The following is a 24677-nucleotide window of genomic DNA, read 5'->3' on the forward strand; positions in this document are numbered from 1 at the left end:
CACTCCTAACAAAACAACATAATTATAATCTATATAAAAAAATCTCCTACCATTTCAATGATAGGAGATTCTCCACCGTATTTCAATATTTTAGAGTTTTGGTGCAATGACTACAATTAAATCCAGCCTCTAAAGCGGCTTGCCTCAGCCATTTTTCTTACTCCAACCATATAGGCTGCTAGTCTCATATCTACCCGGCGCGACTGTGCAGTGTCATAGATACTGTTGAATGATCTAACCATTAACTTTTCAAGTTTTTCTTCCACTTCTTCTTCTGACCAATAGTATCCCTGGTTGTTTTGAACCCATTCGAAATATGATACTATAACTCCACCAGAAGACGCCATGACATCAGGAACAAGTAGAATTCCACGGTCAGTTAAAATTTGAGTAGCTTCTAAAGTAGTTGGTCCATTGGCAGCCTCTACAACAATACTTGCACGGATATTATGTGCATTTTCTTCTGTAATTTGATTTTCAATTGCGGCTGGAACAAGGATATCACAATCCAATTCCAAAAGTTCTTTATTCGTAATCGTATTATTAAATAATTTCGTTACGGTTCCAAAACTATCTCTTCTATCAAGAAGGTAATCAATATCTAGACCTTCTGGATCATAAAGGCCACCATAAGCGTCAGAAATCCCAACTACCTTTGCACCAGCTTCGTGCATGAATTTTGATAAATAACTACCTGCATTACCGAAACCTTGAATTACAACTCTTGCACCTTTAATATCAATTCCTTTTTTTGCAGCAGCTTCACGAATACATATTGTTACACCCTTAGCTGTAGCAGAATCTCGTCCATGTGAGCCTCCTAGAACAAGTGGCTTACCTGTTATAAATCCTGGGGAATTAAATTCATCAATTCTACTATACTCATCCATCATCCATGCCATTATCTGAGAGTTTGTAAATACATCCGGCGCTGGAATATCCTTTGTAGGACCAACTATTTGACTAATTGCACGTACATAGCCACGACTTAATCTTTCAAGTTCACGGAATGACATGTCACGAGGGTCACATACAATTCCACCTTTTCCGCCTCCGTATGGAAGATCCGCTATACCACATTTCAAACTCATCCAAATAGAAAGGGCTTTCACTTCTGTTTCTGTAACATCCGGATGAAAACGAATTCCACCTTTTGTTGGCCCAACAGCATCATTATGCTGGGCACGATAACCCGTGAAAATTTTTATTGATCCGTCATCCATTCTAATAGGGATCTTAACTGTTAGTAAACGTAGTGGCTCTTTTAAGAGCTCATAAACTTCTTCTGGATAACCAAGCTTTTGCAAAGCTTTATGGATTACAGTCTGTGTTGATTTTAACACATCATGTTGTTCCTCGTTATTTTTTTTATCGTTTCCATTCTCGGCTACCATTTGTAAACCTCCTAAAGAATAACTCTTACGAATGTCGTCGCTTTCATGACATAGTATACACTTTTAGTTAATTTATGCAAGATGAAAAATGCATTTTTCATTAAAATACAGCAATAAATGTAACCGCTGTCATTTTTAAATTTATTAATTATTTTTTAAGAAATTGAAGCTACACTAACCTTAATTTATGTAAAGGCATAAGTGACTAACACTGTTGATTTAAACACAAAGAGGCGGTGGCCCCTTCCTTTTCTAGGGAAAAAGTAACTCCCTACTTAAAGAAATGCTGAATGGTTTCCACCGCGTTGTTTTCAATTATCTTTTTTCCATATTCCGCCAGAACATATGGACTTAAAATTGATGCGTTGCCATATTCTGAGAGAATGGATGCTGTTCTTTCAAGATGTATTGGATTCAAATGACTCATAAGTAGGTAATATCGGTTATTCATTGAATATAAATTTCCACCACTAATGTCCATGGACATTAATCTTTTTGAGAGACCAATCACATCTTCAAAACTTTCAAATTCATATAGCAAGCTATCGCTGCCTTCAACCCTTACTTGCATTTCAATAAAACCGTCGTACAACATTTCTTCCTCGTCTTCAGCATCCTCTACTGTTATAATCATTATCATTCCCTGAGCCTGCAAGGAAAAAACCTCAACAGCAACAGAACCTTGAATTTCAACATTAAATTCCTCACTAGCCTCTTCTAACATGTCATGAAAAAGCTGATCCCATTTAATTGAATCTTTCCATATATCCTCTTTTGAGAGCCCCCTGTCAAAAAGGTCATCAGAAGTTAAAAAAATTTTTATTTTATTGGCTGTTAAGCGTTCTAAGCGCATGCTTTTGCCCCCTGCCATCACATAACTCATATTTTAGTTTATGTCACGGCTGTTTGTTGGTGAATTGTCTACTCACCAATCCGACTAACTATGTTTTCTAAAACGCCATATTCACAATAGTGCATTTTAATGCAAATCAGTCTCTACACGACATTGCAAACACCCTTTTAATGTAGATGAACGTAATACTGAAATAGAAATTAGCCTTTTTTAAGTGTTAGTAAATGACACTCAGCAGGGGCACCAAGCCTCAGTGGGAGCATAGTTGTTCCATACCCATTACTTATTAATACAGTAGTATTCTTAAGAATTTTTATTTTCCCCTGTTCATATGGACTATAGCCCAAAAGGTGGATCTGTCCTCCATGAGTATGCCCACTTAAAACGAGGCGGATTCCATGTTCTGGTTTTACCTTTTCTGTAATTTGCGGATAGTGGCTAGCTAAAATTTTAAAGCTATCGACCTCCGCATCCATAAGGGCAAAATCAAGTCTGTCAAGCTTTTGATTAAGATCATCAACACCTAACAAACAAATCTTTTCACCTATTTCTGATTCAAACGTGACCGAGGTATTATATAAAATTTTCACTCCACTTTCTAAAAGAATTACATCTAATGCATGAAAATCTACTTCATAATCATTGTTTCCCCATACAAAATAAACTGGTCCCAGTTGTTTCAACTTATCGATATTTTTTTGGACCCTTTTCATAGGAACTCCCTTTTCCGTCAAGTCGCCGCCAATAATGACCAAATCTGTTTTCCCAATTACATCAGCAATCACCTTATCTGAAATTACCCTCCGATGTATATCAGAAATAAAAAAAATTGAAATTTGACCGAATGATGCCGGGAAATCAGGAAAAAACAAGTCTTTTTTTGATACCTTATTAAGAAATGCTTCACGGAGCATACTATATAACAGGAGGCATCCTCCTAACATAAATACAATCAAAAGCCACATATATTTGCTATCCCCCTTTACTCTATATATCCATGGAAATCATACCATACATCAAACTGAAACTAAAAAAGATAAGAGTGTGTACCCTATCAATTTGGAATAAGAATAAAAAAATTAAAATTAGACTAGTAAATTCGAAAAATAGTTCAATATTCCAATACCTTTTTTCCTGCCGTTCCCTCCTTGTATGCTGTAATGTTTCCTTAATAAATTTAGCAATCAATACGAATCCTGAAAAAAACATTAATACGGCCAAAAAAAATCTCAAAGGGCTCATTATAAGACCAATAAAAAATTCAGAGACGGAAAATGGTGGATGAATAAAAATTAATTTTATGTATAAATAACCACACACAAATCCAATCATTAATTTCAAACTCTTTTTCCACATAAAAAATCCCCCCCATAACAATGTATGAGCAGGATCTTCATTTTTTCACCTATTACTAATCATTCATCTTCTTTGATACTTAAAATTCTAAAGCCATCTTCTTCAAGCTTCTTGGTAAAACGATCAATATTATCTTTCTTCTCAACCTTCATGACGATTCTTCTTACAAGTTTATCAGTCTCATCGAAAGTAACAAGAGAAACAATAGGCGCCTGGAAGTGATGGGCAATTTCAGAAAGGCGAGCAATACGTCCTTCTGTTTCTATAGAAGTAAAGGCAATCCTAACACCAGGTCGATTCATACCAAATGCACTTTGGAATTGTTCTAATACATCAGCCCTGGTTACAACACCCAGAAATTTACGAGTTTGATCAACAACAGCCATTAAAGGAAAATCTTTTAGATCAAGAAGTGTTTTTTCAAAAACCTCTTCACCTACAAGAAATTTCTCCTGGAATGTAGCAATATCCTTTACAAATGTTGAATTTAAAAAATCATCTTTTAGTTTGTTAGAACGAAAGAAGTTCTCGTATATTCCAAATCTTGTCAAGATACCTACATACATATCACCATCAAGTACTGGTAAACCATCCACATGTTGCGCTTCTAATTTCTCCAAAGCAGATTTTAATGTTTCATCATGCTGAGCTGTAAAACAATTATGCTTCGGTATCATAATGCTTTTCACAAACATTTCCATCACCTCTAAGTTATAAATTCTACCTTATCTAATATATTTCAACATCATCAGGGAAATCCCCTTTTTTCTAATTAAAGATTTAGTCATGAATGCAGATATTTTTCATAAAATTAAGTGATGTTGAATAAAGGGAGGCCGTCTATGAATACTCATCATAAAACGTATCAGCCTTATGCTAGTCCTTTTGACCCATGCGTACCAATTAAGTTCAAAACTTATTCCACTCCCCCTCATTTGTATATGGGATATCAACCACCGAATCTACCCCAATTTTCACCTGCAGAAGCACTTAGGGCGGGAACTATTTGGAAAGTATTTTACGATCCATATTACAGTCCATTCGAAATGGCAAAGGAGGACAGTCCAATATGAATCAGGTTCCTGCTGAATTCTATCCATTAATGGAACAACTCCAAACTGTTGACTTTGTGTTGGTTGACCTCACTCTGTATTTAGATACACATCCGGATGATTTTGAAGCAATTAATCAATTTAATCATTACGCGAAGGAGAGAAAACAACTAAAGAAATCTTTTGAAAGCAAATTTGGCCCATTATTGCAATATGGTAACAGCTATTCCGGGTATCCTTGGAATTGGGCAGATTGCCCTTGGCCATGGCAACTGTAGAAAACAGGGAGGGAATGAAGTAAATGTGGATTTATGAAAAAAAACTACAGTATCCCGTACGAGTCAGTAGCTGTAATCCATCGTTAGCCAAATTTTTAATTGAACAATATGGTGGTGCTGATGGAGAACTTGCCGCTGCACTTAGATACTTAAATCAACGGTACACAATCCCAAATAAAGTGATTGGGCTACTCACTGATATCGGCACTGAAGAGTTTGCACATCTTGAAATGATCGCAACAATGGTTTACAAATTGACAAAAGATGCCACACCAGACCAAATGAAAGCTGCTGGTCTTAGTGATCATTACGCGAACCATGATGGTGCGTTATTCTATCAAAATGCTTCAGGTGTTCCTTGGACAGCCGCTTATATTGCTGCAAAGGGCGATCCTATCGCTGACTTATATGAGGATATAGCCGCTGAAGAAAAAGCAAGAGCAACATACCAATGGCTTATAAATTTAAGTGATGATCCTGCTATAAATGATTCGCTTCGTTTTTTGCGTGAACGTGAAATCATTCATGCACAACGTTTCCGTGAAGCTGTCGAGATCTTGAAGGATGACCAAAATCAGAAGAAGGTTTTCTAATAGAGGTAGTTTTAAGAAGCAGCTGTTTTGGCTGCTTCTTACTTTTTTTCATGATATAAATTAATATCATAATTTGTTTTCATCATTTCAAAGACTATATGGCGGTTTTTCCATTCCATTTCTTTTTTCCACAAATCCTTACTACGGTCAACAATCTCACAGCGGAGCTCATGAAATTCTTTCTCTTTCTTTTCTTTCTTTTGCTTAAGCACGTTCATAAAACCATACAACCCAACAGTAACAACTAAAAAAGATAGATTGTTTGAATCATTCACAAAGGCAGAAAACATTGCGGCAAAAGAATATGAATACAGCTTGGCAATTGTGAAATACAAATAGATAAAATAGATTGAGGTCAAAACAAGAGTTGCCCAAATGGAAATAGTATGCAAGCGCTTTGATTTATCAAATTTCACCTTTCTTTTTCTAACATTTTCAAGCATTTGTTTCGTCGCCTGATCAGTATGTTCTAGTAAAAGAATTGGAGAATCCATTGTAACCACCCTCCCTATCTTTTACATACATATGAACTTGTCCTTTTAAATATGTGCAAAAAGGGCAATTCGGGCTAAAATTTTCTACTTCTTCAAAGGTATTTTTAGAACTTGACCTGTTTCTATATCATTATTCCGAATATGATTGGCCTGTTTAATAATATCGATTCCAGCGCTTGCATGATAGTAATTCATTGCAATACGAAAAAGGGTTTCTTGTGGCTGAACTGTATGATAAATAATCTTATATGATTCAGGGTTCTTGGTAATCGTATCAACCTGTCCGCTCCCATTTTTATCTGTATCATGTCCATTTGTCATGGAATCAGTTGAACTAGATTGCGTTTTTACACTTTTTTGTTCAATAACGCCATTACTTTGGGTATCTGATTCTGGGTTTTCGCTTGTGGTAGTATTTTTATTATTTTCATTTTCTTGCTTTGTTCCATTGATTTCCTCGCTTTTTTGCGGATTTACTTCATCTTGCTTCACTTTTTGCTTATCTGGATTTTCAAAATCTATTGTTTCATATCCTTGTGAGGAAACGGTTGCTTTTTCTGTTCCACTATATTTCTTACCTTCAATGTATGAATAAATGCTAAAGATAGTAATCGGAAGAAGAATGAAAAACAAAACTAATAATCGAATGACTGGGTACTTTAATTTCCATTTTGTTTTCTTTTTCTTTAACCGATGCAAGTCACTTCTTGGAGGCATGCTGGAATCGTCATTGGAAGCATCGATTATCTTTTCTATTCTTTTTCTTAACTTTTCAGCCTGGTCTCTATACGGATCTTCTCTATTCATTGATTAACCCTTCCTGTTCATTGTCTTTAAAATTTTTATATTTTATGTGAATTCCTAGTAGAAAATCAATCACAAAATGCATTACAATGGTCACTGCCAAGTTGTTTGTCCATTCATAAATAAATCCAATTAAAAAGCTTAATAATACAATGTTAATAAATAAGAACCAATTAAAAAGATAGCGGTAGTGGATAACAGCAAACACAAGACTTGCGACTATTAGTCCAAATCTCGTTTGAATAATACCTCGAAAAAGCATTTCCTCACTAAAGGCAACGGTTACAGTAATCCATGCAATATGAAAAATATTTCTATTTTGAAAAATTTTTTCATTTAATCCCCCATCATGATAGTACGACGAGGGTAACCATTTCATCAGTACAATATCAATAATGACAACTAGTAATCCTGCCATTGCACCTATTGTCAAAATCCGAATGTCATTCCACTTTAACTGATTTAGAAAAGAAAAATGATCATAAAATAGAATTCCTAAAACGAACGTGATTAAGAGCAGTACTATTTGTGTGGCATATAAGTGAAAGAGCAATTCTTTATCTGTTAACTCTTTAATTATTTTATTATATTTATTATTCATTTTTCCAACTCACTTAGAAGAATTTGGGCCAAATAGTCTTTCCATTTCTCACTTTTTTCTATTGGTGATCCATTTTTCTCTTTTGCCATGAATAGGCTCCATTCTATTTGGCATATATCACAACAATTTGGAATATTTCTTCCAATAGATTCATCGAAATGTGATAGAAGAAAATCCCTTCTACATTCATTTATTTCTATCCATTTTTTAACTCTAGAAATATTTGATTTCTTTACTACTAGTCGATTACTTACATATTCTTTGATCACTTCACAGCTTTTTTCAAGGCTGGTATGGTTCCTAAATAATTGACTACAAAATTCATCGATAAAACGCCATTGAATGTCAGAAAATCCACCAATATTTTTCAAACTACTATCCAAATTCAAGATTTCAGTTTGCCCATTATGATGTAACCAGGTGAATAGCCAATCAATTTGTTGATCTGTTGGCAATTCCCCCTCCACAAGCTGAGTGGGAAGCTGTTCGTCTCCTGATGTATATAACAAAATAGCAATGCTGGGTTTTCCATCTCGTCCTGCCCTACCAATTTCTTGAAGGTAGGATTCAATTTGCAATGGCATATGAAAATGGATAATAAAACGAATATTTTCTTTGTTAACTCCCATACCAAATGCGCTTGTTGCACAAATAACGTCTAACTGGCCGTAAATAAATTGCTGTTGTATTAAAATTCGTTGTTCCTGATCCAATCCACTATGGTACGCCATAACGTTAAAACCCTTTTCTCTTAATAAAGCTGCCATTTGCTCTGCCACTTTTTTACTAGAAAAATAAATAATACCTGGACCTTTCAAAGTAGAGACAAGCTCGATCAATCGGTTTTGCTTTTCACGATAATCTTCACATTTTTCAATGAAAATACCAATATTGGGACGATCAACACTTGATTCAACCCTTTCAACTTCAGATATACCGAGTGAATGAAGAATGTCTTCACGAACCTGCTTTGTTGCTGTCGCTGTTAATGCTAATGTAAGAGGATTCCCCAGTTGCTCACGAATCTCTCCTAATTTTAAATAGTCAGGGCGAAAATCATAACCCCATTGAGAAATACAATGTGCCTCATCTACTACAAATAAGCAAATGGATAGTCCCTGTAACCTTTGAATAATATATGAAACGTTTAACATCTCTGGTGATATAAAAATATATTTGTATTTGCCTAAATTACGGAGAGCATCTTTTTTAACATCGACAGTTAAAAAAGAGTTTAATGCTATAACTCGCTTTTCTCCAATTTTCATCATTTGCTCAACTTGATCCTGCATTAGTGATAACAATGGAGAAACAATTAAAATCGTTCCATCTAATAAATTGCCAGGAAACTGATAACATAGTGATTTACCTGTTCCAGTCGGAAGCATGGCTAAAGTATGATTACCTGCCAGAATTGACGATATAACTTCTTTTTGTCCGGGTTTAAAAGAACTATGACCAAAGTGCTTTTTTAATAGTTTTTCTAATTCCATTGTTTTGCACCATATTTTGCAAGAACTAACCGTATTTCAAAATAATTAGCAGAATCAACGCTACTTCTGATCAGTTTTAATTGCTTTGTAGCTGATTTACGAGCTACAGATATAATCTTTTTCTGAATTCCATAATCGATAAATGGATCGATGGAGAATTCCTCTATTTTTAGGGCTATTTCAACAATGTGATCTTCAATTGTGCTCGTTTTTAAATGGCGCCTCTTGGCAATTTCTTCAATCGAACATCCTTTTTGAACAAGATCAAATGTGATTTGTGATGAATTTGTTAATAAGCTGTTCTCTTTTATATCAACAAGTAGAAAGGATAATACAGGATACCTGTTAATGTCTGTTTTCACTTGTTGAATCAAATAATGGAGGACGTTTTGAAATGCAATATGATAGGAGGAAAATTCCATTCCTAATTTTTCTGCAGTTTGCAAAGAAGTCAATCCAATACGTTTGTATCCTGTTAACCTAAAAATAATAACAGAAGGATCAAATTCATTTGTATCTTCAAGGCAATCAAGCAGTTCTGAAAAAATAGTCTTACCTAATAAGATTCTGTCCAGCTGGTTATTTTTCAAAAATGATTTTAGCCAAATATGAACCGTTTTATTTTTTTGAATAGGAATATAATGAGTCTCTTGAAAAACGAGATTTGATACTACCTGAATTAGCATCGTTAGTCTCTCCCAAAATTGCTGTGCAACCGAATTGAACTGCCACCCGTTGATATAAATCGGATCAGTATGATTTTCTCTAAATAGGTTAATTTTCTCTTCACCTAAATTTGTTAGCAGAAACCGTTGGCCTTCACAAGGGGAAATCCATTTATGTTCCAATGCATTTTGGATCACTTCTTCTAGGGTTTCCCGTGTTAATGGTTCATATATTCGAAAAAACCTTATTAATCCGAATAAATGTGCATCTTGAATCGTCTGTGATGATTTTTTTCCTTTTAGAAGGTGGTAGATGGAATATATAGTTCTTTCGCCATTAAGTTTTTTTAAACAAAATAAAATAATATATTCAATATATCGCATTCCCCCTACCACCTTTCGACAATTTGCACTATAATACCTGTTTATTATTAATATTCTAGCATGAAACTGATCATAAAGTTGATGTAAATTGACAATATTCAAAGAAACAAATGAAACAAAATCGACTAACTATTATTTATTTTTCTATTGAAATGTTTTCAATTCAGTTTTACAATAGTGATTGAGATAGTGTTTCCATTTTCATTAATGGGAAATTGCAAGAATCATATTGTTCATTATTGGGAGGTTTTTTATTATGGCAAAGTACACAATTGTTGACAAAGAAACTTGTATTGCTTGTGGAGCTTGTGGTGCAGCAGCACCAGATATCTATGATTATGATGATGAAGGTCTAGCATTCGTAACTCTTGACGATAACCAAGGTATCGTTGAAATTCCAGATGTACTAATTGATGATATGACAGATGCTTTTGAAGGCTGTCCTACTGATTCAATTAAAGTAGCAGAACAACCATTCGATGGTAACGCAACTAAATTCGAATAAAAATATTAGTCCTGCCTCTGATTAATGAGGGGGACTTTTATTTTTTGCTATGTTAAACAACAGTTAGTTTTTATCAACAATAAAATTAATAATTCCCCTATAAAGAAAACTCCGAATGGCAAGCCCCTATGTGCCCTAGTATGGGCTAGTAGAATTTATAGATATAAATACTGATTAGCTAACAAAAGGCATCGAGAGCGCGTGCTCTCGATGCCTTTTGTTGACAATCTGAAAGCAACGGTTCCCCGTTGCTTTTTCTATTATATTTTAAGCATTTTTTATAATCCTTTGCTTAATTATCCAATTTTGCATACGAGTAAATAATAGCATAAAGATTACACTCATTATGACACCTTTAATTATATTAAAAGGAAGAATCCCTGTTACAACTAATTTGCGCGCTGCCGGTGCTGACATCGCTGGAAAATGCAAAAAGAACGTATAAGCCGGTAAAATGATATAGTAATTTAGAATGCTCATTATGACCGCCATAATTAGGGAACTAATAACTAAAGAAAATGACATTCCTTTTTTTGATTTTAGTTTATTAGATAAATAGTAGGTTGGTAGTATAAATGAGATTCCAGCAATAAAGTTGGCCACGTGACCAACTGGAACTCCTGTTGCACTCCCAGTCATAAAATAATTTAGAACATTTTTAAAAAATTCTACTAAAATTCCTGCAATCGGCCCAAAAATCAAAGTGGCAATTAGGGCTGGAATATCACTAAAATCAATTAAAAGAAAATTTGGAAATGGTGGAAGTGGGAAGTTCAAGAGCATAAGAATATACGCGATACTACTTAACATTCCGACTGATACTACTGCTTTAACACTTAGTTTTTTCATTTTCCTCTCTCCTTTGTGATCCACTCCAAGAAGAGAGGTTCAGCACTAAGATATACCTTATAAAATAGAAAATCCCCAAGATATGGCTCTTGAGGGAGTTTTTTTATGAAGGCACACCTAAAACACGTCCAATTTATCAACATTTTTTGAACGTATGCAGAACCTCCATCTTCTCCCATCCAGACTATACTGTCGGCTTTGGAATTACACCAAATCCTGCCAAAAAAGGCTCGCGGGCTTAAGAGTTAAAACTCAAATACCGCCGATCGGGAATTTCACCCTGCCCCGAAGATAGATCAATATTTAATTTTAATTTTATTATACTGAAAATTTATCCAGTTGTGAAGTAAAATAAAATCCACGCTCCACATATGTAGTAGGATATTCAAAATTTCACTATCTCTAAAAAGCAGGAAAATAAAGAAAACTCGCCGATTGGCGAGCCCCAAGGGGATGATTTGGCGTAATTGCCATTATGCTTAGCTTAAAAAACCGGAGTCAAGTATATCCACGATTGCGTATTTTTTAGTAATCTGATTAAGGAAGATCCAAAATTTGTTGCTGCATGATTAGATCTGATGAAAGATTATTTAATTGTTTAATTTTGTCTACAGTTACATTTTTCTCCCTTGAAATTGATGTTAGGGTGTCTCCATTCTTTACAATATATTTATTTTCGGGCATTTTTTTAATAATTAGTTTTTCACCAATCATAATATTTGTTCCCATAATCTTGTTTGAATTTTGTATTGTCTCTACTGTCAGATTGTTATTTTCTGCTATTGACCATAGGGTATCTCCATCCCTAACAATATACATTTCTTGGTTGTCCGCCATATTGTTATTAGATTCATTATTTTCATCACTGGGTTGAAGTCTTGAACTTACTTCAAGTACATTCTTATCATTACCAATTGTTCCAGCCTGGACTACTGCACCTACTGTTGCTTTTCCTAATAATCCTTCAGGATCAAATGCATATTTTTTATCAAAGGTCCATTCAATTTTATGTGTTTCAAAATGCAGGTGTATGCCTGTTGCTTGCCCGGTGCTTCCCATCTTCCCAATAATGTCTCCTTGCTTAACTGTTTGACCAACTTGCGCAAGGCGCTCACTTAAATGGGCATATACAGCAACATAATTATTAGAGTGCTTTATAAAGATTACATTACCATAAGAATCGGAGTAATAAGATTTCTCCACTACTCCGTCATCAACAGCTACAATTTCTGTGTTTAATTCACCAGCAATATCAATCCCTTTATGTTTTCCATTCCTTGTTCCAAACGTATCTGAAATAACTCCATCTGACGGCCAGATCCAGCTAGTCTTCTCCTGGCTTGTTTTAAGCATATCCGCTTGGGGATGTTTACCACCTAGAAATAACAAACTGATACATAGTGCCATCAGTCCGGCGATTAGCAATCTCCTTATGTAGTCACGCATTTTGTTCCTCCTTAATTTTTACCTTTCTTTTTCACCAAATATACAATCAGCTTCATTTGGAAATGGAGCATTAAAGCATACTTGTTATAATATGGTTTTTATTTTGTTTTATTCATATTTTTGAGAAAAAATTTATTTTTATAAACGAAAATATGAATAAAACAAGGTAAATTGCAACAATTTTTTAGAAAGGCTCTTTTCTTAAACTTTGTTGCTATTTGAAACTAAATTAGAATGGTACTCCAGTTTACCGATGAAAACTGTAGGAAATTTTTAAGAAAAAAGCACGATACCATAGTTATTTCGGGTTTTTAGACTAGGTACGAAAAACAACAATCTATGCGAAAACAGCCTTTAGAAAACAGTTAAAGAAAACTCGCTGATTGTCATCGCCCTTAAGGGCAATGACAGACCGTAGTTGCCCTTATACGCTAGCAAAAATTCTAATAAGCCAAAAAAAAAAGACCAACCTTAAGGTTGATCCTCTACCGTGCGAAGATTTGGCGCCACTGGAACTTCATTCTCTTTTAATAAATCAAAAGGACCTAAATTTTTAATCGGAGGATTCTCAAGCATTACATGTTCTAATCCAAATTCCTTTGCGGTTAACAAAATTGCTTCATAGGAATAAACACTCATAGGAATATTTTCTAGATTTGAACTATCTTGAACTGATAAAAATAATGTTTTATTTTTAATGGCATCCACCCTAAATTTCAGTGATGGTGGAAGGGAAGCTTTTAGTCCCCATTCTGGTTGATCAGACCACATTGACTCCAAGGCTGCTGCAACATCTGTATAAGACTTTTGAGATGGGACAATAAATGGTATTTCCTTACCATCAGGAATAAAGAAAAAATTAGCATGATTTTGCTCGAGTTGAATATCTAATTCTTTTTTTTCTCCATAGTTTCCGAGTATAATTCCCGGATTTCCATTTGTTGTAAATTTAACTTTCTTAATATTACTATTTGTAGATACATTTTTCTCAATTGCATTAATAAAACTAGTCTCAGTTGCTGAACCTTCACCATATGAATGGTTCGCTGGAACATCTATAATGATACTATCATCATTGGTATCTAGTTTCATTTTTGCATTAAGGGGATAAAAATCACTTAAACCCCATTCTTTTTCTTTTAATTGAGCCGTTTTTTCATTAAACAGATCAACCCAGGATTTATTACCGGGGTGATTGATGAGTGTTGAAACAGGAATGAGGATTTGTCCTTGTTGATCTGGAATCCAATACGTTAAAAACTTTCTGCTTCCCAATTCATTTTTATATAAAGCATTTTTTAAATTAGCTGATTGCATAAAGAGTTTTGGAGTACCTATCTTCTGTGCCGATTTAGAACTAGAATCCTTTTTTTCTGACTTTAACTGTGCTGTTATTTTATTTTCACTAGAAGTTGATTTTTGTTTCATTGAATCTTCAGAAGAATTTTGTGACCAATTAGTCAAATTTGGAGCGAGAATAATAAATAGTAGGAGTAATACCGCAGCTGTTGCAAAACTTGGGAGCACCCAAGATTTACGCTTTCCTCTCTTTATTTTAATGGAAAGATTTTGATAAATGTCACGAGGATTGCGATAATCTTCTATTTTTGGCATCTGCCTAAGCATTTCTTCAAGTTGTCTATCGCTCCACTCGGACTTTTCCATTATCAATTTCCTCCTTCCCCGTCAACAATTCCATCTGATTCCTTAAAACCTTTAAAGACCGGTGTTGGGTTGTTTTTACTTTGCTTTCTGTCCACCCCAATGCCGTAGCAGTTTCTGCAATAGATAAATCATTCAAAAAACGCAATACAATAACCACTCTTTGATCAATTGTGCAATGACTAAGACATTCGTAAATCCATTTAATTTCTTCCTTTTGGAGGGCTATTTCTTCTGGGATCGGTTCCTCGTCTTTTACTTGTTGAACAGTCCAATCGAACTTTTCGAGCATCCTTTGTTTCCATCCCTTTTGCTTACGAAAAAAATCAATTGCAACATTCCTAGCAATGGAAAATAGCCAGGTTTTTTCACTACTTCTTCCCTCAAATCGGTCATAGGATTTAAGCACACGTATATAAACCTCTTGAACAAGATCCTCAGCATGCTCTTTATTCCTGACCATATAAAACAGAAATTGAAATACATCATGATGATACTTTTGATAAAGTTCCTCAAAAACGGAGTCCATCAAGTTCCCTCCCCGTTCGTATATTTAGTCGTTATGTAAATTAAAAAAGTTTCACTTCTTAATATAATTGTTTTTCCATCCAAAAGGAAGAAGTTTTTTCGAATTGCTTTCAATCTTATCAAGATTATAAATATTTATTATTTACTAGGCTATGGTGAAATAATAGGTTGATTTTTCAGCTCTCTTCGAATAGCACAAAAAACTCATCCATGAGATGAGTTTTTAAATGTTTCTTGTGAATCAAGAACAATCGGCATAATTTTTGGTTTTTTCCCTATTTTCGAGGTAAAAAGAAGGAAAATGTCGTTCCATGACCTAGTTTACTCTGGACAGATATGTGACCGTGATGTCCCTCAATAATATTTTTTGCGATTGCAAGTCCAAGACCAGTCCCTGCTCTACCTCGTGTCCGTGCTTTATCAGCTTTGTAGAAACGCTCAAATACAAATGGTAAATCATCTTCCGGTATCCCTGATCCAGAATCTATCACTTCCATTGTAATGCCTTTATCTTCATTCATAATAGCTAAATGAACCGACCCACCTTTAGGTGTATGTCTAAAGGCATTATCAATTAAGTTTGTCAGTACTTGTTCAATCCGATCAGGGTCTAAGGAAAAGAGCAGAAATTCATCGATTATATCTGAATCTAACAAAATTTCATTATCTTTTGCTAATCCTTGGAATTTATGAATAATCCTATTGATGAACGAGGAAACATTTACTTCTTCAATCGTAAGATGGATCTGAGTTGCTTCCATTCTAGCTAAGTCAAGTAACTCATTTACGAGCCGACCCATTCTAAGAGATTCGTCATAAATGACTTTGGCCATTTCTCGTTTGTCTTCTTGCGTCTCTGCAATGTCATCAACAATTGCCTCACTATAGCCTTGTAACATGGAAATTGGGGTCCTAAGTTCGTGTGAAACATTGGCAATAAAATCTTGTCTAAGTTTGTCCATCTTTCTCTCTTCTGTCATATCCCTAACGACAGCTACAGCACCACGAATAAATTGATTGCTATAAAGAGGGCTGACAAGAATAACCCAATGTCTCCCTTGAAGGGAAATCTCCCCTATTTGATCTTTCTCAGTGTCAACAGCAAGTTGGAAAAGATCCATTACTTTTGAAGGAATCGCTTCCGTATTTATGCTGTAATCCCCTTTTTCATAATACCAATATTGAAGAAACCGATCTGCCGGAGGGTTTGTAATAAGGATGGTACCATCACGATTAAAGGTAATGACTCCATCAGCCATACTACTTAAGATACTAGCAAGTTGCTCCTTCTCCTGGCTAAGTGCATTCATATTAAATTTCAATTGTCTTCCCATCTGATTGAAGGCCGTAGCTAGTTCCCCAATTTCATCATGGGAAAGAATAGGTACCTTAGTATCAAATTTTCCTCTTGCCACCTCAAATGCCGCTTCCCTCATTTTTCTTAATGGAGCTGCAATTCTTGTAGACAAAAAGAAAGCAAAGATAGTTGTTAAAATGATTGCAACCCCCGCAACGAGAAGAATAAACTTAGTCGTCGATTGAGTTGTCCTTTCGATTACCTTTAATGATTGATAGATAAATACGGCTCCCCTTGACCCATCAGGCAGATGCAATGGTACACCGATAATCGAATAACTTGAATCATCTCTCTTACTGTCATTTTCAGAAGTAAGAGTTGATACTTTTTCAATGGTTCCATTGTATTTAAAAACTTTCGATAAATCTTTATCTTTTCGAATATCTGCAATTGTTAACTTCTTTTCACTTCTATTATTAGGAGAGTAATAGACTTCATGATTATTTTTAACAATGACCACTTGCGTATCATTATTAATTATTTCCCATGAAATCTCTAAGCCTAAAGAAAGGTCGTTATCATGCGCTTCTAATACATTTGCAATCTTTTCTGCTGTATTAGTTAAGTCTTTTTTCGTTTCAATTATATTATTGTTCTGAAAAAACTCAAGGAGCATCACAGTTAATATAAAAAGTACAAATGAGACGAGCAAAAGTATGGTAAACCAGAGTTTACCTACTACACTTCGTAATAAGATCATTCATTTACAACCTCGAATTTATAACCAACTCCCCAAACTGTAACGATCATCCTCGCCGCTTGTTCGGATACTTTATTCAATTTTTCACGTAGCCGTTTTACATGAGTATCAACTGTACGAAGGTCTCCAAAGAATTCGTAATGCCACACTTCTTTGAGTAATTGTTCCCGATCAAAAACCTTATCAGGTGATTTTGCTAGAAAATAAAGTAACTCGTATTCTTTTGGTGTTAAACTTACTTCTTTATCATCTGCTGTCACTCTGTGTGCATCATTGTCGATTGTTAAATGCGGGAAGACAATTACATCTTTCGCTGTGGTATCCGTCTGTAAGTAAGTTGTTTGTGATGACCTCCTAAGGAGTGCCTTGACTCGCAATACAACTTCTCTTGGACTAAATGGTTTAACAATATAATCATCGGTACCAACTTCAAACCCTTGAACCCGATTTACTTCTTCTCCTTTTGCCGTTAGCATGATTACGGGAGTAGCTTTCTTTTCCCGCAATTCACGACATACTTCAATACCATCTTTACCAGGCATCATTAGATCCAAAAGAATTACATCATAATCGTTAGCAAAGGCTTTAACTAGCGCTTCGTTTCCATCCTCTGCCTCATCGATGGAATACTCTTCACGCTCTAAATACATTTTTAATAAACGGCGAATTCTTTCCTCGTCATCCACCACTAAAATTTTTACGTCCTTATCCATTAATAAATCCCCCCATGGAGTTATTTTACAAAATGGTTCTGCTTTTTGCTATGCTTTTCAAGGAATTGGATATGAAAAAAGTATTAAAGATTTCACAAAAAAGATATACTTTTTCCTTTATTAAACATAATAACAAAAATAGTATATATTCATATATGTTTTCAAAAAGCCTCCCCCATTAAGTAAGAGCTTTATCCAGCATATGAATGAAGACCAGCAATAACTAAATTAACTGCCACGAGATTAAACATGATAATGACAAATCCAATAACGGCGAGCCAAGCTGACTTTTCGCCGTGCCAGCCTTTAGAAAGGCGAAGATGTAAAAATGCCGCATAAAAAAGCCATGTAATTAATGCCCAGACCTCTTTTGGATCCCAGCCCCAGAACCTTGTCCAGGCGATTTGCGCCCAAATCATCGCAAAGATTAATGCTCCTAGCGTAAATACTGGAAATCCAATTAACACGGAGCGATAACTTATTTCATCAACAAAATCAAGATTAATATTTTTCACCAAAGGCTTTAATGCAGCTGCAATTCGTTTTCTTAAGATTATTCTAATTAAAGAATATAATAGTAAGCCACCAATTAACGACCATATAAATGTATTCATTTTCTTTGCATTAATAATTGCAGGTGTTTCAATCAATGGTTTGAACTTTCCTTTTGTTAGTAATTCATATTCATGTGGTCCAGTTATGGCAGGCATCGTGAATTCAACTGTAGCCTTAACTTTATTTTTATCAACCCAATTAAACTTTTCATGGTAGCCCATACCAGTAAAGGTAGATGATACCGCTACAAAACCAAGTGTGGTAATTAAACCAAACATTACAACTTCAAGCCAGAAAGTTCGCTTTGTGGCTTTTGATTGATCAATACATTTAACAAGATATATAAGTCCTGCGGCAAAACTTACTGCAAGGATCGCTTCACCGATGGCAGCTGTTGTAACATGGATGTAGAGCCAATCACTTTGTAATGCCGGTATTAACGGAGTGACATCTCTTGGAAACATACTAGCATAAGCAATTACTAGAATCGCCACAGGCATAGTGAAAAGTCCGAGAAGAGGAGTTCGATAAATAAAATAAATAACGAGAAAAGCCCCCACAAGTGCCATGCCGAAAAAGGTTGTAAATTCAAACAAATTACTCACTGGTGCGTGCCCAGCAGCAATCCACCTAGTTATGAAATACCCTATTTGTGAAATAAAACCAAATATGGTTATAAACACAGCAATTTTTCCCCATTTATTAGTGCCTTTCTTATCTGATGGCTCCTTTTTGGTTTTAATTGCCCCACCAAAAAACAAGGTAGCAATTAAATAGAGAATAAAAGATATATATAGTAAATTACTGCTAATTGTTACCAAATTAGAATACCTCCTTTTTAAGCTCTTTCCGCTTGGAGCTGATCTTCAGGCATTGAAAGTTCTGTGCCATCTAGGATTGTTTCCATTTCCCGTTTTAGACCATACCAATTTTTATTCGTATGTGCGCTTATCCACACTTGTCCATTTTTCCGCTGAATCCAAATCCTTCTATGATTCCAATACGCTCCTTGGATAACACCAAACATAAAGAGGAAACCACCAAAAATAATGACCCAAATAGTTAAATCCTTCCTAACAGTTAGACCAGAAACATTCTTTGTTTGAATAGCTTTAAATTTCATTTTATATTCATTATTTCCAAAGGGCTCTATATTTTGCCGAATTGCAACAAAGCTAGTTTCCCCTTTCGGTTTATCTGGTGCATACATTCGAAAAACGAATGCAGGGTTATTTGGTATTCTTGATTTTGTTGTAGGTTCTCCACTCTTTGAAAATTCAAAGTCAGGAAAATAACTCAAAACATCTACTGAGTAACCATTTCCTAACACATATTTAGATTTTGGATCATAAAGATCAATCGTAATATTTCCAAATGATTTATCTGTCTTTTTATTAGCTAAAGTAAATGTCATGGAATTTAACTCATCTAACTTGTAATCTACTTGGTACAATGAATAACCATTAAAGGTTAGCGGTTGATTTACCCGAATATTATAATCCTTTATTTTTTTTAATTTAGGCTTTTCTCCGATAATGGTATGTCCGACCTTTTGATATAGAGTCACATTTGATTGATAATTTTTTGCTACATTTCCAACCTTACTTAGTGTAGCACCATAGGCCTTATCTTTATTTTTATCATAGAGTTGTAGAATAAATTTTCTATTAGTGACGTAAAATTCTTCGTTTGTGCCAGGTACTACTTTTGTTTCTCCTTCACGAAGCCATAAAACCTTATCAACATACATTCCTGGAACAAAGCGAAGCATAGCACCAATCAGGAAGATAATTAGCCCAACATGGTTTATATATGGACCCCAACGTGAAAATCGACCTTTTTCGGCCAATAGATCACCATTTTCCTCTCTTACTTGATAATGCTTTGTCAGTAAGTGCTCTTTTGCTTTAGAAAAAGAAGCATCCACATTATCACTACTTGTTATTCCAAAAATTCGCTGGCGCTTTAAAAAGCCTTCATGCCTCGTTACTCTTTGTGCTTTTAACGCTTTGTAAAGTGGCACTACGCGATCAAGGCTACAAATAACAAGAGAAACACCGATCATCGCAATGAGAATTAAATACCACCAAGAGCTGTATAAATTATTGAAGCCCAATTGGTAATATATTTTACCAAACCAACCATATTGGGACTGGTAAAATTCTTCAGCTGGCATGGTACCTGGAATATACATTTCCTGAGGGAGAATAGTACCCAGAGCAGAAGCAATCAATGTAATAAGAATTAGTATAACTCCTACTTTTACAGAGGAGAAAAAGTTCCATACTTTATCAATAAACATTTTATTATAAGTTTGTGAACGGCGAGCACTGCCTTCATAACGCATATCGAGGACTTGTTTTTCTTTCTCTCCCTCAACATGTAACATTCCACATGCTTCGCAAAACACGGTTCCATGTGGGTTTACATGTCCGCATTCACATTTGACATCTTTCATTCAAAAAACTCCCTGCACTATTAAGGTTTAATTTGATTCATTAATTCCTTGACCGTTTCTTCAGAAAGCTGGCCCGTGTAATATTTTACCACTTTCCCATTTTTATCAATCAAAAAGGATACCGGGAGCGGGTCAATACCGTAGGCAGCCTGAACCTGCCCATCCTTATCAATTACAATTGGGAAATCAAGCTTATGGAGTTCTGCAAATTTCTCGACAGCCAAATTAGATTCACTAACATTTACCGCTAAAACCTGTACTCCCTTATCTTTAAACTGATGGTATTGATTATTTATATAAGGCATTTCTGTTTCACATGGCTTACACCATGTTCCCCAGAAGTTAAGAAATACTCCCTGTCCTTTATAGTCAGAAAGGTGATGTTTAGTCCCATGCATATCGGTTAAGACAAAATCAGGTGCCTTTTGTCCTACAGCAACCTTTAATTGATCATCCTTAGTAAAATTCGCATAAAGTGTATAGGCAACGGCAGCACCTAATATAAGTAAAACCAAAGTTCTTATGACTAAACGCCGTTTTTTCATTTGTTACCCTCCAAAAAGTAATAATCATATGTCGCTTAAATTATATCATTTCCCAACACTAACACAGTGATAATAAAAGAAAATAAATGTGAAACTTCTATGAATTTTTTTGAACAGATTCCATTGCCAATGCCCTGAGTTGTTTAACTTCATGTGGAGTGAGTTCTCTTGCTTCACCAGCATTCAATCCATTTAATGTCAAAGTTCCATATCGTTCTCTTTTTAGTTTTAATACTTGATGGCCAATTGCTTCAAACATTCTTCTGACTTGCCGGTTTCGGCCCTCATGAATAACCAATTCTATGATTGAAGTCTGTTTTTTCTTATCCAAGGAAATCATTTTTACTCTTGCAGGCGAAGTTTTTCCATCCTCTAAACGAATTCCTTTTTCAAGTTTTCTTAAACTTTCTCTCAGGGGTATCCCTTGTGTTTTAGCAACGTAAACTTTTTCAATTTCACTTCTTGGGTGCATTAGCAAGTTAGCAAATTCACCATCGTTTGTCATCAGGAGCACACCAGATGTATCATAATCTAAGCGACCTACAGGATAAATCCTCTCCATAATGTGGGGGAAAAAGTCAGTAACTACCTTCCTCCCTTTATCATCACTCACACTAGAAATGACACCACGAGGCTTATATAATAGAAAATAAACTGGTGATTCTCTTTCAATTTGGATTTCGTTTACTTCCACTTTGTCTGAATTTGAAACCTTGACACCGAGCTCTGTAATAATTTTTCCGTTAACCTTCACTTTACCTTCTTTAATTAATTCTTCCGATTTCCGTCTAGATGCAATGCCTGCCTGGGCAATAACCTTTTGTAATCTCTCCATTTATGTACCACCTCATCATATATGTATCCAAGATTGTAACCTTAGTTTTCTATCCTTATGAATTATGACACAATATTGACCGATTTCAAAGTCAAGGATATTGTTTATGATGAAAAATATCCAAAGCTAAGCGACACAGAACAATATCCTTATTAATATCTGTCCATCCTAGGCAAAAAAGCAGATTCTCTAAGAATAAAAACTTTCTTAGAGAATCTGCTTTAAACATCCCATTCTACTTTGTCCCAAAAACAAACGTAACAACCACGATTGCTGCGGCAATTCCAACTAAGTCTGCTAAAAGCCCCACTTTTAGGGCATCCCCCATTTTCTTGATTCCAACAGCACCAAAATAAACCGTCAACACATAAAATGTTGTATCAGTGCTTCCTTGAAGGACTGAAGCAAGCCTACCTATAAAAGTATCTGGTCCATGAACCGCAATAAGATCACTTGTCATCCCAAGTGCTGCAGTACCGGAAATAGGTCGAATGATCGCAAGTGGGACAATCTCTGGGGGAACACCTAAGTATTCCATTGCTGGGCGGAGCCAATCCATAAATGCTTCTAATGCCCCTGATGCCCTAAATACTGAAATAGCTACTAGCATCCCTACTAAAAACGGAATTATAGAAAAGGCAATTTTAATTCCTTCTTTTCCGCCTTCAACAAAGCTTTCATAGGTCGGAATTTGTTTATATGTGCCATATATTAGGATAAATCCAATCAAAACAGGTATAAAACCAAGGGAAATCATCGATAACATTTCCATGCTAATTCATCCTTTACGGCTTCGTCGATAATAAAAGTATCTGTCAATGATAATGGCACCAAGCGCAGAGATAATAGTGGCAATTAACGTTGGAACCACAATTTCTGTTGGCGAAGCTGAGTGATAGGTCATTCTGATTGCGATTACCGTTGTCGGGATCAACGTAATACTAGCTGTATTAATGGCTAAAAAGGTAATCATGGACCTACTAGCCTCGTTCTTTCCTCCATTTAATTTCTGAAGTTGTTCCATTGCTTTTATACCAAGGGGTGTTGCAGCATTTCCTAACCCGAACATATTCGCAATCATATTAGATAATATATAGCCCATTGCAGGGTGATCGGGAGGAACCTCGGGAAATAAACGTTTAACAATTGGTCGAAATAATCGAGAAAGTCCATCAAGGAGTCCAGATTCTTGGGCAATCCGCATCATTCCAAGCCAGAAAACAAGAATACTTATTAGTCCGATACAGAGGGTTACAGCTTCTTTTGCCCCCGTAAAAATAGCATTATTTATTTCTCCCATTGTTCCATTAATCATTCCAAAAACAATTCCAATTAACGTCATAAACACCCAAATATAGTTAACCATGAACGTTTACACCTATTATTGAAAGAAAGATTTGTTTTATAGAATGAAAGATTCCCTTTTTCTTTTCTGGCATATTTCTGTAATAGATTGGAACTTCTTTAATCACTTTTCCATCTAGATAAACAACCGCTTTTCCAACAACTACTCCTGACTTTTCAAATTGATCATTGCTTTTTCCAGGCTTATTTAGTTTATATTTTATACTAAATTGATCTATTTCCTCAGAAGTAACAGGATAAACAAACGACCTTTTTAAGAACAAATGATCTTTATAATATTTGTTCTCTACATTTATTTTCCCCTTGGAAAGTACTTCTGCCATATCAAATTCCTTAAATCCATTTTCGAACAACGAGATATGATCGTTCCAATCGTTTGAATCATTTATCGTTACCGCAATTAATTCCATGTCGCCCTTTGTTGCAGTTGTAACAAGAGTCCTTTTTGCTAGTTTGGTGTACCCTGTCTTTCCACCTGTACAATATTGATATTTAGTTAATAATCTATTTTTATTTTTCCAGACTCTGTCCCAATCTTCAGTTGGATTCGGTGCCTTATATACCTTCGTTCCCACAATTTTTTGATATTGTTTATTCTTCATTGCATATCTTGTTAATAGTGCCATGTCATAGGCAGTGGAATAATGGTTATTATGGTCATCAAGCCCATGGGGGTTGGCGAAGTGAGTATTAAGCATACCAATCTCTCGTGCTTTTTGGTTCATTAAATACACAAAGCCATCAACACTTCCACCTACGTTTTCAGATATGGCAACTGCTGTATCATTTCCTGAGCGCAGCATTAATCCGTAGACTAAATCCTTAAGTGTAATTATCTCACCTGGCTTTAAATAAACAGAGGACCCATCCGTATATGTCGCCTTTTCACTTACTTTCACTTTTTTGTTCATTTTCCCTGATTCAATTGCCAGTATTGCAGTCATGATCTTTGTAATACTTGCGATTCTCCTTTTCGTAAAGGCATCCTTCTCAAATAGAATTCTGCCCGATTTCTGCTCCATTAAAATTGCACTTTTAGCACCTACGGAAACAGAAGCATCCACCTTTTGAGGAATGTTGATAATGAAAAGTGAGACCATGAGGGCAAAAATGACTAGCTTTGAAATCCGTCTCATTAGATGCCTCGTCTCCTTCATATTAGTTTGTACAAGTTTATGCGGGACAAGGTTTC

Annotated in this window: 26 protein-coding genes and 1 riboswitch; of the genes, 4 read left to right on the forward strand and 22 right to left on the reverse strand. The window is 35.3% G+C overall.

From position 1 onward, the window contains the following. Window positions 1–116: 116 nt before the first annotated feature. From RCG20_RS04345 to RCG20_RS04360, 4 genes are all read right to left on the reverse strand, one after another. Window positions 117–1394: a Glu/Leu/Phe/Val family dehydrogenase gene (locus RCG20_RS04345; protein ID WP_308183014.1), complete on the reverse strand. Its 1278-nt coding sequence runs from the start codon at window positions 1392–1394 to the stop codon at window positions 117–119. Between the two features lie 271 nt (window positions 1395–1665). Further along, window positions 1666–2247, reverse strand: a complete 582-nt coding sequence (locus RCG20_RS04350) for a genetic competence negative regulator (protein WP_308183015.1) — start codon at window positions 2245–2247, stop codon at window positions 1666–1668. Between the two features lie 200 nt (window positions 2248–2447). Next, on the reverse strand, window positions 2448–3212 hold the full coding sequence (locus tag RCG20_RS04355; RefSeq protein WP_308183016.1) for a metallophosphoesterase: 765 nt from the start codon (window positions 3210–3212) through the stop codon (window positions 2448–2450). Between the two features lie 450 nt (window positions 3213–3662). Further along, entirely contained in the window at window positions 3663–4298 is a 636-nt protein-coding gene (locus tag RCG20_RS04360) for a CBS domain-containing protein (protein ID WP_308183017.1), read from the reverse strand. A gap of 147 nt (window positions 4299–4445) precedes the next feature. Here RCG20_RS04360 and RCG20_RS04365 point away from each other — a divergent pair, with 147 nt between their 5' ends. From RCG20_RS04365 to RCG20_RS04375, 3 genes are read left to right on the forward strand one after another with little or no spacing between them, the layout of a single operon-like run. After that, complete coding sequence (locus tag RCG20_RS04365; protein WP_308183018.1) at window positions 4446–4676, forward strand: spore coat associated protein CotJA; 231 nt, start codon at window positions 4446–4448, stop codon at window positions 4674–4676. Beyond that, window positions 4673–4933, forward strand: a complete 261-nt coding sequence (locus RCG20_RS04370) for a spore coat protein CotJB (RefSeq protein WP_308183019.1) — start codon at window positions 4673–4675, stop codon at window positions 4931–4933. Before RCG20_RS04365 ends, RCG20_RS04370 begins: the two co-directional genes overlap by 4 nt. 23 nt (window positions 4934–4956) lie before the next feature. Next, window positions 4957–5526 carry a manganese catalase family protein gene (locus tag RCG20_RS04375; RefSeq protein ID WP_308183021.1) on the forward strand — a complete coding sequence of 190 codons (570 nt, stop codon included), beginning with the start codon at window positions 4957–4959 and terminating at the stop codon, window positions 5524–5526. A gap of 38 nt (window positions 5527–5564) precedes the next feature. On the opposite strand, the gene RCG20_RS04380 is transcribed toward RCG20_RS04375, so the two are convergent. From RCG20_RS04380 to RCG20_RS04400, 5 genes are all read right to left on the reverse strand, one after another. Then, window positions 5565–6020, reverse strand: a complete 456-nt coding sequence (locus tag RCG20_RS04380; protein WP_308183022.1) for a YpbF family protein — start codon at window positions 6018–6020, stop codon at window positions 5565–5567. An 84-nt stretch (window positions 6021–6104) separates the two neighbouring features. After that, entirely contained in the window at window positions 6105–6827 is a 723-nt protein-coding gene (locus tag RCG20_RS04385) for a LysM peptidoglycan-binding domain-containing protein (protein WP_308183023.1), read from the reverse strand. Then, window positions 6820–7425 (reverse strand): CPBP family intramembrane glutamic endopeptidase, encoded by a 606-nt coding sequence (locus tag RCG20_RS04390; RefSeq protein ID WP_308183024.1) that lies wholly within the window; start codon window positions 7423–7425, stop codon window positions 6820–6822. The genes RCG20_RS04385 and RCG20_RS04390 overlap by 8 nt, the downstream gene beginning before the upstream one ends. Beyond that, window positions 7422–8918 (reverse strand): RecQ family ATP-dependent DNA helicase, encoded by a 1497-nt coding sequence (locus tag RCG20_RS04395; protein WP_308183025.1) that lies wholly within the window; start codon window positions 8916–8918, stop codon window positions 7422–7424. The genes RCG20_RS04390 and RCG20_RS04395 overlap by 4 nt, the downstream gene beginning before the upstream one ends. Further along, window positions 8909–9967 carry a YpbB family protein gene (locus RCG20_RS04400; RefSeq protein WP_308183026.1) on the reverse strand — a complete coding sequence of 353 codons (1059 nt, stop codon included), beginning with the start codon at window positions 9965–9967 and terminating at the stop codon, window positions 8909–8911. The genes RCG20_RS04395 and RCG20_RS04400 overlap by 10 nt, the downstream gene beginning before the upstream one ends. Window positions 9968–10223: 256 nt before the next feature. Between RCG20_RS04400 and RCG20_RS04405 the strand changes: the two genes are divergently transcribed. Then, window positions 10224–10472 carry a ferredoxin gene (locus RCG20_RS04405; protein WP_308183027.1) on the forward strand — a complete coding sequence of 83 codons (249 nt, stop codon included), beginning with the start codon at window positions 10224–10226 and terminating at the stop codon, window positions 10470–10472. A 267-nt stretch (window positions 10473–10739) separates the two neighbouring features. On the opposite strand, the gene RCG20_RS04410 is transcribed toward RCG20_RS04405, so the two are convergent. The 13 genes from RCG20_RS04410 to RCG20_RS04470 all read right to left on the reverse strand — a co-directional run bounded on the left by RCG20_RS04410 (window position 10740) and on the right by RCG20_RS04470 (window position 24621). Further along, complete coding sequence (locus RCG20_RS04410) at window positions 10740–11321, reverse strand: ECF transporter S component (RefSeq protein WP_308183028.1); 582 nt, start codon at window positions 11319–11321, stop codon at window positions 10740–10742. Window positions 11322–11484: 163 nt separating this feature from the next. After that, a riboswitch (FMN riboswitch) is annotated at window positions 11485–11618 on the reverse strand. Window positions 11619–11858: 240 nt separating this feature from the next. Next, window positions 11859–12767, reverse strand: coding sequence for a M23 family metallopeptidase (locus tag RCG20_RS04415; protein WP_308183029.1), 909 nt, complete (start codon window positions 12765–12767; stop codon window positions 11859–11861). 471 nt (window positions 12768–13238) lie between these two features. Next, the gene (locus RCG20_RS04420) at window positions 13239–14432 is read right to left on the reverse strand and encodes a negative regulator of sigma-X activity (RefSeq protein WP_308183030.1); all 1194 of its coding nucleotides are present in this window, start codon (window positions 14430–14432) and stop codon (window positions 13239–13241) included. Beyond that, on the reverse strand, window positions 14407–14958 hold the full coding sequence (gene sigX / locus RCG20_RS04425; protein ID WP_308183031.1) for an RNA polymerase sigma factor SigX: 552 nt from the start codon (window positions 14956–14958) through the stop codon (window positions 14407–14409). Before sigX ends, RCG20_RS04420 begins: the two co-directional genes overlap by 26 nt. 274 nt (window positions 14959–15232) lie before the next feature. Further along, window positions 15233–17014 carry an ATP-binding protein gene (locus RCG20_RS04430; protein WP_308183032.1) on the reverse strand — a complete coding sequence of 594 codons (1782 nt, stop codon included), beginning with the start codon at window positions 17012–17014 and terminating at the stop codon, window positions 15233–15235. Further along, a complete protein-coding gene (locus RCG20_RS04435) occupies window positions 17011–17727 on the reverse strand; it encodes a response regulator transcription factor (protein ID WP_308183033.1) in 717 nt (238 codons plus the stop codon). The genes RCG20_RS04430 and RCG20_RS04435 overlap by 4 nt, the downstream gene beginning before the upstream one ends. Window positions 17728–17918: 191 nt before the next feature. Continuing rightward, on the reverse strand, window positions 17919–19103 hold the full coding sequence (gene ccsB, locus RCG20_RS04440) for a c-type cytochrome biogenesis protein CcsB (RefSeq protein WP_308183034.1): 1185 nt from the start codon (window positions 19101–19103) through the stop codon (window positions 17919–17921). Between the two features lie 17 nt (window positions 19104–19120). Continuing rightward, entirely contained in the window at window positions 19121–20740 is a 1620-nt protein-coding gene (locus RCG20_RS04445) for a cytochrome c biogenesis protein ResB (RefSeq protein ID WP_308183035.1), read from the reverse strand. Between the two features lie 20 nt (window positions 20741–20760). Next, entirely contained in the window at window positions 20761–21285 is a 525-nt protein-coding gene (gene resA / locus RCG20_RS04450; protein ID WP_308183036.1) for a thiol-disulfide oxidoreductase ResA, read from the reverse strand. 97 nt (window positions 21286–21382) lie between these two features. Continuing rightward, window positions 21383–22120: a 23S rRNA pseudouridine(2605) synthase RluB gene (rluB, locus tag RCG20_RS04455; RefSeq protein ID WP_308183037.1), complete on the reverse strand. Its 738-nt coding sequence runs from the start codon at window positions 22118–22120 to the stop codon at window positions 21383–21385. A gap of 235 nt (window positions 22121–22355) precedes the next feature. Beyond that, entirely contained in the window at window positions 22356–22892 is a 537-nt protein-coding gene (locus RCG20_RS04460) for a spore maturation protein (RefSeq protein ID WP_308183038.1), read from the reverse strand. Between the two features lie 6 nt (window positions 22893–22898). Next, a complete protein-coding gene (locus RCG20_RS04465) occupies window positions 22899–23486 on the reverse strand; it encodes a nucleoside recognition domain-containing protein (protein ID WP_308183039.1) in 588 nt (195 codons plus the stop codon). Further along, window positions 23479–24621, reverse strand: coding sequence for a D-alanyl-D-alanine carboxypeptidase family protein (locus tag RCG20_RS04470; RefSeq protein WP_308183040.1), 1143 nt, complete (start codon window positions 24619–24621; stop codon window positions 23479–23481). Before RCG20_RS04470 ends, RCG20_RS04465 begins: the two co-directional genes overlap by 8 nt. Between the last annotated feature and the right edge of the window lie 56 nt (window positions 24622–24677).

The organism is Neobacillus sp. PS3-40, from assembly GCF_030915485.1.
Lineage (GTDB): Bacteria > Bacillota > Bacilli > Bacillales > Cytobacillaceae > JAUZPL01.

What these genes read in the sequence shown, in the direction of transcription:
- RCG20_RS04365 (WP_308183018.1), top strand. Translation starts at nt 4,446, where the DNA reads ATGAATACTCATCATAAAACGTATCAGCCTTATGCTAGTCCTTTTGAC.
- RCG20_RS04420 (WP_308183030.1), bottom strand. Translation starts at nt 14,432, where the DNA reads ATGGAAAAGTCCGAGTGGAGCGATAGACAACTTGAAGAAATGCTTAGG.
- RCG20_RS04395 (WP_308183025.1), bottom strand. Translation starts at nt 8,918, where the DNA reads ATGGAATTAGAAAAACTATTAAAAAAGCACTTTGGTCATAGTTCTTTT.
- RCG20_RS04460 (WP_308183038.1), bottom strand. Translation starts at nt 22,892, where the DNA reads ATGGAAATGTTATCGATGATTTCCCTTGGTTTTATACCTGTTTTGATT.
- RCG20_RS04470 (WP_308183040.1), bottom strand. Translation starts at nt 24,621, where the DNA reads ATGAGACGGATTTCAAAGCTAGTCATTTTTGCCCTCATGGTCTCACTT.
- RCG20_RS04355 (WP_308183016.1), bottom strand. Translation starts at nt 3,212, where the DNA reads ATGTGGCTTTTGATTGTATTTATGTTAGGAGGATGCCTCCTGTTATAT.
- RCG20_RS04405 (WP_308183027.1), top strand. Translation starts at nt 10,224, where the DNA reads ATGGCAAAGTACACAATTGTTGACAAAGAAACTTGTATTGCTTGTGGA.
- RCG20_RS04415 (WP_308183029.1), bottom strand. Translation starts at nt 12,767, where the DNA reads ATGCGTGACTACATAAGGAGATTGCTAATCGCCGGACTGATGGCACTA.
- RCG20_RS04375 (WP_308183021.1), top strand. Translation starts at nt 4,957, where the DNA reads ATGTGGATTTATGAAAAAAAACTACAGTATCCCGTACGAGTCAGTAGC.
- sigX (WP_308183031.1), bottom strand. Translation starts at nt 14,958, where the DNA reads ATGGACTCCGTTTTTGAGGAACTTTATCAAAAGTATCATCATGATGTA.
- RCG20_RS04390 (WP_308183024.1), bottom strand. Translation starts at nt 7,425, where the DNA reads ATGAATAATAAATATAATAAAATAATTAAAGAGTTAACAGATAAAGAA.
- RCG20_RS04360 (WP_308183017.1), bottom strand. Translation starts at nt 4,298, where the DNA reads ATGTTTGTGAAAAGCATTATGATACCGAAGCATAATTGTTTTACAGCT.
- RCG20_RS04350 (WP_308183015.1), bottom strand. Translation starts at nt 2,247, where the DNA reads ATGCGCTTAGAACGCTTAACAGCCAATAAAATAAAAATTTTTTTAACT.
- RCG20_RS04380 (WP_308183022.1), bottom strand. Translation starts at nt 6,020, where the DNA reads ATGGATTCTCCAATTCTTTTACTAGAACATACTGATCAGGCGACGAAA.
- rluB (WP_308183037.1), bottom strand. Translation starts at nt 22,120, where the DNA reads ATGGAGAGATTACAAAAGGTTATTGCCCAGGCAGGCATTGCATCTAGA.
- RCG20_RS04445 (WP_308183035.1), bottom strand. Translation starts at nt 20,740, where the DNA reads ATGAAAGATGTCAAATGTGAATGCGGACATGTAAACCCACATGGAACC.
- RCG20_RS04410 (WP_308183028.1), bottom strand. Translation starts at nt 11,321, where the DNA reads ATGAAAAAACTAAGTGTTAAAGCAGTAGTATCAGTCGGAATGTTAAGT.
- RCG20_RS04400 (WP_308183026.1), bottom strand. Translation starts at nt 9,967, where the DNA reads ATGCGATATATTGAATATATTATTTTATTTTGTTTAAAAAAACTTAAT.
- RCG20_RS04430 (WP_308183032.1), bottom strand. Translation starts at nt 17,014, where the DNA reads ATGATCTTATTACGAAGTGTAGTAGGTAAACTCTGGTTTACCATACTT.
- RCG20_RS04370 (WP_308183019.1), top strand. Translation starts at nt 4,673, where the DNA reads ATGAATCAGGTTCCTGCTGAATTCTATCCATTAATGGAACAACTCCAA.
- RCG20_RS04465 (WP_308183039.1), bottom strand. Translation starts at nt 23,486, where the DNA reads ATGGTTAACTATATTTGGGTGTTTATGACGTTAATTGGAATTGTTTTT.
- resA (WP_308183036.1), bottom strand. Translation starts at nt 21,285, where the DNA reads ATGAAAAAACGGCGTTTAGTCATAAGAACTTTGGTTTTACTTATATTA.
- RCG20_RS04345 (WP_308183014.1), bottom strand. Translation starts at nt 1,394, where the DNA reads ATGGTAGCCGAGAATGGAAACGATAAAAAAAATAACGAGGAACAACAT.
- RCG20_RS04385 (WP_308183023.1), bottom strand. Translation starts at nt 6,827, where the DNA reads ATGAATAGAGAAGATCCGTATAGAGACCAGGCTGAAAAGTTAAGAAAA.
- RCG20_RS04435 (WP_308183033.1), bottom strand. Translation starts at nt 17,727, where the DNA reads ATGGATAAGGACGTAAAAATTTTAGTGGTGGATGACGAGGAAAGAATT.